At 67.4% G+C, this 12,413-nt stretch carries 12 protein-coding genes; 1 reads left to right on the top strand and 11 read right to left on the bottom strand.

Features of this window, described 5'->3' with window-relative positions; translation table 11 throughout:
• Positions 1–54: 54 nt before the first annotated feature.
• From phoU to rmuC, 5 genes are all read right to left on the bottom strand, one after another.
• Positions 55–780 carry a phosphate signaling complex protein PhoU gene (gene phoU, locus ACN6O8_RS02955; protein ID WP_427989556.1) on the bottom strand — a complete coding sequence of 242 codons (726 nt, stop codon included), beginning with the start codon at positions 778–780 and terminating at the stop codon, positions 55–57.
• 163 nt (positions 781–943) lie between these two features.
• The gene (gene rpiA, locus ACN6O8_RS02950) at positions 944–1,624 is read right to left on the bottom strand and encodes a ribose-5-phosphate isomerase RpiA (RefSeq protein WP_427989555.1); all 681 of its coding nucleotides are present in this window, start codon (positions 1,622–1,624) and stop codon (positions 944–946) included.
• A gap of 39 nt (positions 1,625–1,663) precedes the next feature.
• Positions 1,664–3,328, bottom strand: a complete 1,665-nt coding sequence (locus tag ACN6O8_RS02945; RefSeq protein WP_427989554.1) for an isovaleryl-CoA dehydrogenase — start codon at positions 3,326–3,328, stop codon at positions 1,664–1,666.
• Between the two features lie 59 nt (positions 3,329–3,387).
• On the bottom strand, positions 3,388–4,917 hold the full coding sequence (locus ACN6O8_RS02940; protein ID WP_427989553.1) for an amidase: 1,530 nt from the start codon (positions 4,915–4,917) through the stop codon (positions 3,388–3,390).
• A 99-nt stretch (positions 4,918–5,016) separates the two neighbouring features.
• On the bottom strand, positions 5,017–6,342 hold the full coding sequence (rmuC, locus tag ACN6O8_RS02935) for a DNA recombination protein RmuC (protein WP_427989597.1): 1,326 nt from the start codon (positions 6,340–6,342) through the stop codon (positions 5,017–5,019).
• 230 nt (positions 6,343–6,572) lie between these two features.
• Here rmuC and ACN6O8_RS02930 point away from each other — a divergent pair, with 230 nt between their 5' ends.
• The gene (locus ACN6O8_RS02930; protein WP_427989552.1) at positions 6,573–7,313 is read left to right on the top strand and encodes a PhoP regulatory network YrbL family protein; all 741 of its coding nucleotides are present in this window, start codon (positions 6,573–6,575) and stop codon (positions 7,311–7,313) included.
• An 8-nt stretch (positions 7,314–7,321) separates the two neighbouring features.
• Here ACN6O8_RS02930 and ACN6O8_RS02925 read toward each other — a convergent pair whose 3' ends face one another.
• Genes ACN6O8_RS02925 through ACN6O8_RS02900 form a run of 6 tightly spaced genes read right to left on the bottom strand, consistent with a single transcriptional unit; the run spans position 7,322 to position 12,364 of the window.
• Positions 7,322–8,002, bottom strand: coding sequence for a DNA-3-methyladenine glycosylase (locus ACN6O8_RS02925; RefSeq protein WP_427989595.1), 681 nt, complete (start codon positions 8,000–8,002; stop codon positions 7,322–7,324).
• A 49-nt stretch (positions 8,003–8,051) separates the two neighbouring features.
• Positions 8,052–8,408: a Spx/MgsR family RNA polymerase-binding regulatory protein gene (locus tag ACN6O8_RS02920; protein ID WP_006393878.1), complete on the bottom strand. Its 357-nt coding sequence runs from the start codon at positions 8,406–8,408 to the stop codon at positions 8,052–8,054.
• A complete protein-coding gene (locus tag ACN6O8_RS02915) occupies positions 8,405–9,214 on the bottom strand; it encodes an ABC transporter permease subunit (RefSeq protein WP_006384055.1) in 810 nt (269 codons plus the stop codon). Before ACN6O8_RS02915 ends, ACN6O8_RS02920 begins: the two co-directional genes overlap by 4 nt.
• A complete protein-coding gene (locus ACN6O8_RS02910; RefSeq protein ID WP_427989551.1) occupies positions 9,211–10,131 on the bottom strand; it encodes an ABC transporter permease subunit in 921 nt (306 codons plus the stop codon). Before ACN6O8_RS02910 ends, ACN6O8_RS02915 begins: the two co-directional genes overlap by 4 nt.
• Positions 10,128–11,255, bottom strand: a complete 1,128-nt coding sequence (locus ACN6O8_RS02905; protein ID WP_427989550.1) for an ABC transporter ATP-binding protein — start codon at positions 11,253–11,255, stop codon at positions 10,128–10,130. The genes ACN6O8_RS02910 and ACN6O8_RS02905 overlap by 4 nt, the downstream gene beginning before the upstream one ends.
• A gap of 5 nt (positions 11,256–11,260) precedes the next feature.
• Positions 11,261–12,364, bottom strand: a complete 1,104-nt coding sequence (locus ACN6O8_RS02900) for a polyamine ABC transporter substrate-binding protein (protein ID WP_427989549.1) — start codon at positions 12,362–12,364, stop codon at positions 11,261–11,263.
• Between the last annotated feature and the right edge of the window lie 49 nt (positions 12,365–12,413).

Genomic DNA, 12,413 nt, shown 5'->3' with positions numbered 1-12,413 from the left:
CGGCGCTTGGGGGTTTCGCTGGCCGAAAGCACGGCGGCGGGGCCGCCGGGGCGATCAGTCGTCCTGCTCAGGCGTGTCTTGCTCGCCGCGCGCCAGGCGCTCGGTGTTCTTGACGCCGGTGTGGCGCACATCCGCGCCCTTGACCATGTAGATCACGCGCTCCGACATGTTCTTGGCATGGTCGCCGATGCGTTCGAGCGCGCGGGCGATGAAGATCATGTCGATGGCGCGCGAGATGGTGCGCGGGTCTTCGATCATGTAGGTGATCAGGTGGCGCAGCGCGCCCTTCCATTCCTTGTCCACTTCCTTGTCGCTGCGCACCACGGCGGCGGCCAGGATGGGGTCGAGGCGGGCGAACGCGTCCAGCGCCTGATGCAGCATGGTGCGCACGTTCGAGGCCATGTGGCGCAGCTCGATCACCGGGATATGGCGCACTTCCGATTCATGGATGCGGCGCGCCACGGTGGCCACTTTCTCGGCCTCGTCGCCGGAGCGTTCCATGTCGGTCAGCATCTTCGACACGGCCATCAGCATGCGCAGGTCGATGGCGGTGGGCTGGTGACGGGCGAGGATGCGGCTGATGCTTTCGTCGATCTCCACTTCGTGGCGATTGACTTCCTTTTCGCGCTCGCGCACCTTTTCAACCAGCGTCAGGTCACCGCTGGCCAGCGCGTCGATGGCTTCCTGGATCATGGCCTCGACCACGCCGCCCATTTGCAAGAATTGCGAACGGACGCTTTCCAGATCAGCGTCGAACTGCTTGTTTGTGTGCTCCGTCATCCGGGCTCCCTGCGTGGTTGGTCTCATTGCATTGCCCCGATATGAAAGCGTTTCGATCAAGTATGGGCCTGCACAACCCGCAAGGTTATGACCCAAGTGTGACAGGATTATGAATCGCGGCCGGAGCCCCCGCAAGCGCGGACGGCCCGGCCCCTGCCCGCACTCAGGCGTGGCGATCCAGGCGGCGGATGCCGCTCTGGGTGGCCAGCAGCGCCACGTCGGCGCCGGCAATGGCGAACAGGCCGCAGGTGACCACGCCCGGCAGATTGTTGACGCGGGCTTCCAGGCCGGTGGCGTCGGTGATCGACAGGCCAGAGACATCCAGGATGATGTTGCCGTTGTCGGTGACGAAGCCTTCGCGCAGGCGCGGCTGGCCGCCCATGGCCTTCATGGCGCGGGCCACCGATTCGCGCGCCATCGGGATGACCTCGATCGGCAGCGGGAACTTGCCCATGACCTGGACCAGCTTGGATTCGTCCGCGATGCAGATGAAACGGTCGGCCACCGAGGCCACGATCTTCTCGCGCGTCAACGCGCCGCCGCCGCCCTTGATCATGTGCAGGTTGGCGTCGATCTCGTCGGCGCCATCCACATAGAGCGGCATCGACGTCACATCGTTCAGGTCCAGCACTTTCAAGCCATGGCCGGCCAGGCGCGCGGCGCTGCGCTCGGAGCTGGCCACCGTGCCACCGATGCGCCCCTTGAAACGCGCCAGGCCATCGATGAAGAGATCGGCCGTGGAGCCGGTGCCAACGCCGATGATGACATCGGGTCCGGCGACCTGTTCAACCAGTTCCAGGGCCGCGTCGGCGGCTTGTTGCTTGAGTTCTTGTTGCGAGAGCATGGCGGGGATGCGCAAAAAAGGTGAGTGAAGCAGGGAAATTTAGCATGCGGCCGCGGCCGGCCAGGCCCGCGCCAGCACCGCCGCCACGTCGATGCCGGCCGCCAGCTCGCCGAACACTCCCCCCGCCGCGCCCAGGCGGCTGCGGACAAAGCCTTGCGCCACCGGCGCCGGCGCGTGCCGGATCAACAGGGCCGCCTGCCACAGCCGCGCCAGGCCACAGGCGATACGGCGGGCCTGGAACTCGGCCTGGCCCGGATCGGCCAGCAGCGCCCGCCACTGCGCCAGCGCCGCATCGAAGTCCTGGTAGCGGCCGGTGGCGGGCGCGAACTCGCCCTCCAGCGCCGGCAGCGCCTCGGGCTCGCGTTGCAGCGCCCGCAGCACGTCCAGCGCCATGACATTGCCCGAGCCTTCCCAGATGGAATTGACCGGCGTTTCCCGGTACAGGCGCGGCATCGGCCCTTCTTCGACATAGCCATTGCCGCCCCAGGCCTCCATGCATTCGGCCACGGCCGTGATCGCGCGCTTGCAGACCCACAGCTTGGCGGCCGGCGTGCCGACCCGCGCCAGGGCGCGGGCGCCCGGATCGCTCCGTTCGTCCACCGCGCGCGCCAGACGCAGCGCCAGCGCCTGGGCCGCTTCCGATTCCAGCGCCAGGTCGCCCAGCACATTGCGCATCAGCGGCTGTGCCAGCAACGGCTTGCCGAAGGCGTGGCGGTGGCGGGCGTGGTGCAACGACTGCACCAGCGCCTGGCGCAGCAGCGCGGCGCTGCCCAACACGCAATCGAGCCGGGTGGTGGCGGCCATCTCCAGCAACACCGCCAGGCCGCGCCCGGGCTCGCCGAGCATGACACCCCAGGCATCCTCGAACTCGACTTCGGCGCTGGCATTGCTGTGATTGCCCAGCTTGTCCTTCAGCCGCCGGATGCGAACCGCGTTGCGTGGCCCTTGCGGAATCCAGCGCGGCACCAGGAAGCAACTGAGCCCCTCGTCGGTCTGCGCCAGCACCAGGTGGGCATCTGCCTGCGGCACCGAGAAGAACCACTTGTGGCCCACCAGCAGATACGCGCAACCACGCCCGGCCGCGCCCAGCGGCGTGGCGCGCGTGGTGACGGCGCGCAGATCCGAACCGCCCTGCTTTTCGGTCAGGCCCATGCCGATCAGCGCGCCGCGCTTGCCGGCCAGCGGCGCGTCGGCGCCGTCGAATTCGCGCGAATACAGGGCGGGCAGCCAGTCACCGGTGTAGTCGATCACGCCCGCCGGTTCGCGTTGCAGCAGGGGCACGGCGGCAAAGGTCATGGTGGTCGGGCACAGGGTGCCGGCCTCGACCTGGCCCTGCATCAGGTACGCCGCCGCCCGCGCCACCTGCGCGCCCGGCACTGGCTGGATCCAGGCGCGGCTGTGCAGGCCGCGCGCCACGATGCCGCTCATCAACAATTGCCAGGCAGGATGGAAGTCGACATGGTCGATGCGATGACCGGCCCGGTCATAGGCCTGCAGCCGTGGCGGATAACGGTTGGCGTCGGCGCCGGCGGCCAGGGTCTGGGCGCGGCCGAGCCAGGCGCCATGCGCGCTCAGGTCGCCGACCCAGGCGCCAGCGCCTTCGCGGACGGCCGCCTCGCGCAGCGCCGGGTCGGTCTCGAACAGCGAATAGTCCTCCAGGGGCGGGACCTGGTTCAGTACGGTATGGGTCACGAACGACGGCATGCTGGTGGCTCCTCTTCGTTGATGCGCCGCGCGTGGCGGCGCGCCCCGCCCCCGCGGGCCTATCTGGCGATGGGCGCCACCCGCTGCCAGGGCCGCAGGGCCTCGACCTGGGCGGCCAGTTCCAGCAACCAGTCCTCGCTGCCCAGCGGGCCCATAACCTGGATGCCGATGGGCAGGCCGTCGGCCGACAGGCCGAACGGAATGGAGATGGCGGGCATGCCCGTCAGGTTGGCCAGCGGCGCGAACGGCGAATAGCCGATCACGCCCTTCTTGCCGAGGCGGTAGGCCAGGTAATCGGCGTTGTCCATGGCATAGCGGCCGATGGGCGCCGGCAGTTGCGCCAGCACCGGCGACAGGAACAGGTCGTAGCCCTGCGTGCCCTCGCGGTGCAGAAAGCGGCCAATGCGGCGCGTGATCTCGTGGCAAGTATCGACGCAGGCCACGTACTGCGCGCCGGAAATGGCGCGCGCGTACTCGCGCGCGCCCAGCGTGGTGGGTTGCAGTTCGTCGGCGGCCAGCCGGCGGTTGCGCGCGCCGACGAAGCTGTCGATGGCGTTGGCGGCGGCACTGGCGATCAGCGGCAGCATCGGCGAGAGCACCTCCTCGGAACCCACCGGCGGCGCGGCCACCACCAGTTCATGGCCCAGTCCGGCGAACAGGCGCGCGGCCTCGTCGACCGCCGCCGCGACCTCGGGATGGATGGCCTCGCCTTCATAGGTGGTGTTGATATAGGCGATGCGGCGACGCGGTGACGAGCGCGGATCGGCCGACGCCCGCGCCACGATGTCGCGATAAGACTGCCCCGGCCTGGCTGGCGCCGCATACGGCGCCCCCACGTCGGCACCGGCGCTGATGTCCAGCGCCGCGGCGCAATCGCGCACCGACAGCGTCATCATGTGTTCGGTGGCCAGCCCGCCCCAGCCCTCGCCCTTGAGCGGGCCCAGCGGCATCATGCCGCGCGAGGGCTTCAGGCCCAGCACGCCGCAGCACGAGGCCGGAATGCGGATCGAGCCGCCGCCATCGCTGCCGTGGGCGATGCGCACCATGCCGCTGGCCAGCGCCGCGCCGGCGCCGCCACTGGAGCCGCCGGCGCTGTGACCGGCCTTCCAAGGGTTCTGGGTCGGCGCGCCGTAGACCGGCGATTCGCTGGTGGGGCTCAGGCCCAGTTCGGCGCTGGTGCTGCGGCCGAACGGGATCAGGCCGGCGCGGCGGTAACGCTTGACGATCTCGGCGTCGACGCGCCATTCCACCTGGCCGTACAGCACCGAGCCCATGGCGCTGGGCAGGCCGATGGCGGCGGTGCCCAGGTCCTTGAGCAGCGTCGGCACGCCCAGGAACGGCCGGTCGCGCAACAGCGCCAGGCGCTGTTCGGCCGACAGGGTCGCCAATTCGGCGTCGAGCGCGCGCGCCTGCTCCAGGCCGAGTTCGGCCCGCACGCCACAGGCCGCGTTGATCGACGGGTTGCGCGCGGCCACCCGTTCCACCGCCTGCTGCATCGCGGCAAGCGCCGTCGTGTTTCCCTGGGCGATATCGGCGCCCAGCGCCATCGCGTCGAAGGAAGAGGAATCAACTCGGTCAGCCGTGCTCATGCTTACGATGCTCCAGATATCGACGGCGGAATGCCGCAAGTATGAGGATATCGACAGAGCGCCCGGGTCACAAGCCGCATCCGGCGGCGGCGGCGCGGATCAGGCGTCGGCGCCCGGCGCGGCCCGGGGCGCGCCGGTGGCGGGGTCGTCCGCGCCCTCGTCGGCCGCCGCGCCCTCGGCGCCCAGCAGGCGCAGCGCCTCGGCCTCGGGCAAGGCCTCGACGCTTTTCAGATTGCGCAGCATGGCGCGCGTGCGCACTTCGGTCTGGCCGATCTTGCTGCTGGCGCTGTCCAGCGTTTTCTTGACCCCGGCCAGCGCGTCGCCGAATTTGCCGAATTCGGTCTTGACCGCGCGCAGAACCTGCCAGACCTCGGACGAACGCTGCTCGATGGCCAGCGTCCGAAAACCCATCTGCAGGCTGTTGAGCAACGCCGCCAGATTGCTGGGGCCGGCGACGTTGACGCGCAGCTCGTGCAGGCGGTCCAGCAACCCCGGGCGCCGCAGCACCTCGGCGTACAGGCTTTCGGTGGGCAAGAACATGATGGCGAAATCGGTGGTGTGCGGCGGCGCCACGTACTTGCCGGCGATCAGCCGGGCCTGCACCTCGACCGCCTTGCCCAGCGCGGCGCCGGCCGCCTTCACGCCCTCCGCGTCGGCGGCTTCCTGGGCGTCCATCAGTCGCTCGTATTCCTCCTTGGGGAACTTGGCATCGATCGGCAGCCAGACCGGCGTCCCGCCATCGCCGCGCCCCGGCAGGCGGATGGCGAACTCGACCACGGCGTCACTGCCCGGCACCGGCTTGATATTGCTGGCGTACTGCTCCGGCGTCATGTTGTCTTCGATCAGCCGCGCCAGTTGCACCTCGCCCCAGGTGCCGCGCGACTTGACGTTGGTCAGCACGCGCTTGAGGTCGCCCACGCCGGCGGCCAGGGCCTGCATCTCGCCCAGGCCCTTGTGCACGGCTTCGAGGCGGTCGGACACCTGCTTGAAGGATTCGCCCAGGCGCTGCTCGAGCGTGGCATGGAGCTTTTCGTCGACGGTGCGGCGCATCTCGTCGAGCTTGACGCCGTTGTCATTCTGCAACGCTTGAAGACGCTGATCGACCGTCGCGCGCACCTCCATCAGGCGTCGCTCGTTGATCTGAATCAGGCCCTGCAATTGGTCGCCGAAGCCGGCCGCAAAGCGCGCCAGCGACTCGGCCGATTCGGCCCGTGCCGCCTGCGCGTCGCGGGTCAGGGCGGCGCGCAGTTCGCCCTGCGACTGGGCCAGCTCCTGGCGCAGGCCACGGGTGGATTCGGAAAATTCGGCGCGCAGGCCGCGCTGGCCCTCGGCGATATCGGCGCGCAGGGCCCGTTCGGTGCGCTCGAGCCCCTCCAGCAGCGTGTCCAGGCGCTCGTCGCGCCGTGGCCGCGACAGCCACCCCATCAGGCAAGCCAGGCAGGCCAGCACGGCGCCGCCGGCGGCGACCCAAAGCAGAACATCATTCGACAAAACCGACCCTCGATGAAGCGCGCGCCCACGCCGGGCACGCGAAATTATAGGGCGGGGTTCCGCCCCCTGTATCGATCCGAAACGACTTCCCCGGCGCGATACAAAGAACAAAAACAAGCAACGGCATTAAACTGTTAACAGCTTACCTATAACCTTAAAAACAGTTGAATACAGCTGATCTCGCCCCATTCTGTCCTCCCCGCGTCGCCTTCGACTCCGTTTTCGGCCCATTGAATCTCGATGACGAGACACCGGTCGCGGTCGGTGGGGATCGCCACATCTTCCAGCATCCCCATGCCCCGTCCCTGCTGGTCAAGGTCATGGACATGCAGGCGCGCGCCGTCTACCTGGAAACGCGTCCGTTCAAGCGCTGGTACAAGCAGTACCAGCGTGAAAGCGCCTACCGCGTCTACCTGAACGAAATCACCGAATACGTCACCACCACCACCCGCCCGTCCGGCGTCTGGCAGGTTCCGATGGCGCGCATCCTGGGGCTGGCCCAGACCACGCTGGGCCTGGGCCTGCTGGTCGAAAAGATCACCGATGCGGCCGGCAACATCGCCCCCACCGTGGCCGACCTGGCGCGCCAGGGCAGGATGGACGATACCCTGTCGGCCCAGCTGGATGAATTCATCGAGGATCTGGCCGACGCCCACGTGGTGCTGCACGATCTGTCGCCCAGCAACATCGCCTGTGGCCAGAATGCCGACGGCAAATCGGGACTGTTCCTGATCGACGGCTTCGGCGTGCTGCCGCTGGTGCCGATCTACGCCTGGAGCAAGCGCCTGAACCGCCAGCGCATCCGGCGCAAATATACCGACATGCGCGCCGCGATGGCCCGGCGCGCCCGCGAGGCCGCGCTCAGGGCGGCAGGCCGCGTCGACGGCAACGGCCCGAAAGCCTGAAGCGCCCCTCAGGGCGCCCGCTCGACCGGCGCGCCCTGCCGATCCACCCAATGATAGTCGCGCCCCGCCTGCTGCCCGCGGCGCAGGGGGTTGCGCGTGCACCAGGCCGCATAGGCCGGGTCGACATAGCGGTATTCCAGGTGCTCATCGCGTCCGGCGGGAATGCCCAGGCGGGTCGTGCTGATCAGAACCTGCGGCGACTCGCCCACGTCCTCGACGTACAGCGCCCGCGGATCGAAGCGGCGCGCATCCCAGTCCGGCACTTTCAGGCCCAGCGCGCGGCACAGCAGCGTCTGGCCAGCGCACAGCCGGCCCGGCGGGCGCGGCCGCCCCTGGGCATCGGGATTCAAGGCCTGCATGCGCACCAGCGCCTCGGGTCCCGCTACCGCGTCGACCCAGGGGTAGCCGGACTTGATCAGCACCGCGTTGCCGGGCCCGCCCGCGCTGAAGTTGAGCGAATCGCCGCCCCGCGCGTAATACATGTAGACCACGCCGCCATCCATGAACAGGGCGCGGCGCTTGTGGGTGTAGCCGAGCGAGGCATGGCTGCCTTTGTCTTCCAGGTAGTAGGCCTCGGTCTCGATGATGCGCGCCGACAGCCACAGGCCGTCGACCCGATGACGCACCACCTTGCCCAGCAGTTCACGCGCCAGCTGGCGCGCATCGCGATCAAAAAAGGCATCGGGCAACGCCTTGCCGGCGTCGCGCGATGCCTTGTCGGCCCGGGCAGCCACGGTCTCAGGCGAAGCGTTCGCCGTAGCGCTTTTCGCTGAAGCCCACACCGACTTCGCCATCCGGCGTCACCGCCACGGGACGGCGCACCAGCGCCGGGAACTCGGCGATCAGCTTGGTCCACTGGGCGTCGGTGCTGGCGGTCTTGCGGTCGTCGGGCAGGTTGCGCCAGGTCATGGAAGCGCGGTTGACCAGCTTTTCCCAGCCGCCGAGCTGGCCGGCCCAGTCCTTCAGGGTGGCGGCCGCCACCGGATGGTCGCGGTAGTCGATGAACTGGTGGTCGACGCCATGCGCCGTCAGCCACTCGCGCGCCTTGACGCAGGTGCTGCACTTGGTCAGGCCATACAGGGTGGTTTGCTTCATTTGGGTTCGGACTCCTTGCGCCATTGCATGCGGTTGGCCAGGATGACGCAGGTGCCCACCGCCAGGATGAACAGCGTCGCCAACGCATTGATCTCGGGTTTCAGGCCCAGCCGCACGCGCGAAAAGACTTCCATCGGCAGCGTGCTTGAGCTGGGGCCGGACAGGAACGACGCCAACACCACGTCGTCCAGCGACAGCGTGAAGGATAGCAGCCAGGCCGAGGCCAGCGCCGGCGCGATCAGCGGCAGCGTGATCTTGAAGAACACGGTGATGGGGGTGGCGCCCAGATCCAGCGCGGCCTCTTCCAGCGAGCGGTCGAGGTCGCGGATGCGGGTCTGGATCACCACCGCCACGAAGGCCATGCACAGCGTCACGTGACCGACCCAGATGGTGAAGATGCCGTTCTCGGCCGGCCAGCCCAGGTGGCCGCGCAGTTCCACGAACATCAGCAGCAGCGAGATGCCCAGCACCACTTCGGGAATCACCAGCGGCGCGCTCAGCATGCCCACGTACAGCGCGAAGCCGCGAAAGCGCCCCATGCGTCCCAGCACGTAGCCGGCCCAGGTGCCGATGATGACGGCGGCGGTGGCGGTCATGGCGGCGATGCGGAACGACAGCCAGGCCGCGCGCAGCAGCGCGTCGTCATTGAACAGCGAGTGGTACCAACGGAACGAGAAACCGGTCCAGGAGGTGACGGCGGGCGATTCGTTGAACGAGAACACCATCAGGCTGATGATGGGCACGTACAGGAAGAAGTAGCCCAGCCCCAGCACCACGGCGCGCAAGGTCTTGTTGGGACCGTTCATTTGCGGCCTCCGTTGGCCAGTTCCTGCTGCTTGACCTGGTTGTACTGGAACAGCGCCAGCGGCACCAGCAACAGCAGCACCATCACGCACGTCACCGCCGAAGCCATCGGCCAGTCGGTGTTGTTGAAGAACTCGTTCCACATGACCCGGCCCATCATCAGCGTGTTGGCGCCGCCCAGCATTTCGGGAATGACGTATTCGCCCACCGCCGGGATGAACACCAGCATGGCGCCGGCGATGACGCCCTGGCGCGACAGCGGCACGGTGATCTGCCAGAACGCCTGCCAGGGCTTGGCGCCCAGGTCGTAGGCGGCTTCCAGCAGGCGCAGGTCCATCTTCACCAGCGTGGCGTACAGCGGCAGGATGAAGAACGGCAGATAGGCATAGACCATGCCGATATACACGGCCAGGTCGGTGCGGTAGATCTCCAGCGGGCTGGAGATGACGCCGAGCCATTGCAGGAAGTTGTTCAGCAGCCCATCGTTGCGCAGGATGCCGACCCAGGCGTACACGCGCAGCAGCAGCGAGGTCCAGAACGGCAGGATCACGCCCAGCAGCAGCAGGTTGCGCACCCGCGGCGACGACCGCGCGATGTAGTAGGCCATGGGATAGCCGATCAGCACGCAAGCGAGCGTGGTGATGGCGGCGATCTTGACCGAGCTGAGGTAGGTGGCGAAGTACAGGCTGTCGGTGAACAGCAGGATGTAGCCGCGCAGGTGCAGGCTGAACTGCACCGCCTCGTCCTTGAATTCCGCCAGCGCGGTGTACGGCGGAATGCCGAACTTGAGTTCGGCGAAGCTGATCTTGAACACCAGCAGGAACGGCACCAGCAGGAACAGCACCAGCCAGGCGAACGGCGGCACCACCGCCAGCGCCCGGCCCGAGGGCAGCCAGTCGCGGGGCGAGAAGCGGCTCATGACGCCAGCACCGTCGCGCTGTCGGCGTCCCAGCTGACGAAGATCTCTTCGTCGATCCCTGGGGCGTCCAGTTGGGCCAGTTGCAGGCTGGGCACGCTGGCCTCGACCATGGCGCCGGAGTCCAGGCGGATCTGGTAGAGCGCGTAGCTGCCCATCCAGGCCATGTGGCTGACCATGCCGTGGGCCCAGTTGTAGTCGCCCTCGGGCTGCTGGCGCGACACCACCATGCGCTCGGGGCGGATGGAGACGTGCACATCCATGCCCAGCGGCTCGCTGACGCCGTGGCTGACGTACAGCGGGCGGCTCAGCGCGGGGCTTTCGATGGCGACATGGTCGGGCTCATCGACCACGATGGTGCCGGTGAACATGTTGGTCGAGCCGATGAAGCTGGCGACGAAGCGCGAGTTCGGGAAGGCGTAGACGTCCTGCGGCGTGCCGCATTGGACGATCTGGCCGTCGGTCATGACCGCCAGGCGGTGCGCCATGGTCATGGCCTCTTCCTGGTCGTGGGTGACCATGATGCAGGTCACGCCCACCTGCTGCAGGATCTTGACCAGCTCGATCTGGGTCTTCTGGCGGATCTGCTTGTCCAGCGCCGACATCGGCTCGTCCAGCAGCAGCAGCTTGGGCCGCTTGACCAGGCTGCGCGCCAACGCCACGCGCTGCTGCTGGCCGCCCGACAGTTGGTTGGGCTTGCGGCGCGAATAGCCGGCCATCTGCATCAGGTCGAGCGCCTCGAACACGCGGTCATGGATCTCGGCGCGGTCCACGCCTTCCTGCTTCAGGCCGAAGGCCACGTTGGCCTCGACCGTCATGTGCGGAAACAGCGCGTACGACTGGAACATCATGTTCACCGGCCGCCGGTACGGCGGCACGTTGGTGATGTCCTCGCCATCGAGCAGGATCTGGCCCGAGGTGGCTTCCTCGAAACCGGCCAGCATCCGCAGCAGGGTCGACTTGCCGCTGCCGGAGCTGCCCAGCAGCGCGAAGATCTCATTGCGCTTGACCGAGAGATTGACGGAACGGACAGCGACCACGTCGCCGAAGATCTTCACCACATCGGAAACCCGGACGAACTCGTCCGGATCGGCCGCATGCTGCGCCGAGTAACGGCTATCGCTCATGATGACTAGCGCCCCGACTTCAGCTCGGCCCACATGCGCGTCTGCAGGCGTTGGATGTTCAAGGGCTGCGCCTTGATCACATACAAGGACTTGGAGACCTCGGGCGACGGGTAGATCATGGGGTTGTCGGCCACGTCCTTGACCACGTACTTGCGCGCCTCTTTGTTGGCGTTCGGGTAGAACATGGTGTTGGTGATGGCGGCATGCACCTGCGGCGTCTCGATGTAGTTGATGAACGCCAGGGCCTCTTGCGGATGCGGCGCGTCCTTGGGGATGACCATCAGGTCAAACCAGGCCGGAGCGCCGCCCTTGGGAATGAAGTAATTCACTTCATAGGGTTTCTTGGCTTCCTGCGCGCGCTTGCGGGCGATCATGACGTCGCCCGAAAAGCCATACACCATGCACAGGTCGCCCACCGCCAGCTCGTCGATGTAGCCCGACGAGCTGAACTGGCGGATGTACGGACGGATCTGCTTGAGCAGGTCCAGCGCGGCCTTGTAGTCGTCCGGATTGGCGCTGTTGGGGTCCTTGCCCAGGTACTTGAGCACCGCCGGGAACACCTGCGCGGCCTCGTCCAGCATCGAGATGCCGCATTCCTTCAGCTTGGCGGCGTTCTCGGGCTTGAAGATCATGTCCCAGTTGGCCAGGTCGACGTTCTCGCCCAGGATCTGCTTGACCTTGGTGACGTTGTAGCCCAGGCCATTGGTGCCGTAGCCCCAGGGAATGGCGTATTCGTTGCCGGGATCGACCGCGGCGACCAGCGCCATGACGTCGGGATCCAGGTACTTCCAGTTGGGGATCTTGGACTTGTCCAGCTTCTGGAACAGGCCGGCCTCGATCTGGCGCGAGGCGTAATGCGTGGACGGGACAACGACGTCGTAACCCGACTTGCCGGCCAGCAACTTGGCCTGCAACGTGTCGTTGCTGTCGTAGACGTCATAACGGACCTTGATGCCGGTTTCCTTCTCGAAACCCGAGATCGTGTCCGGGGCCGTGTATTCGGCCCAGTTGTAGACGTTGACGACCTTGTTCTGCGCCACCGCCGCCGACGTGGCTGCCGCGACCAGCATCGTCCCCAGCGCCCAGCGCATTCCCGCCCGTAGTTTCATTACCAGCCCCCCAGCGATATGCCGTAAGTTACAGGAGTACCAAAAGGCG

It is taken from the genome of Achromobacter sp., from assembly GCF_050285565.1.
GTDB lineage: Bacteria > Pseudomonadota > Gammaproteobacteria > Burkholderiales > Burkholderiaceae_B > Achromobacter.
Note: the sequence above shows the minus strand (reverse complement) of the source record. Positions and strands in the feature narration are given on the sequence as shown.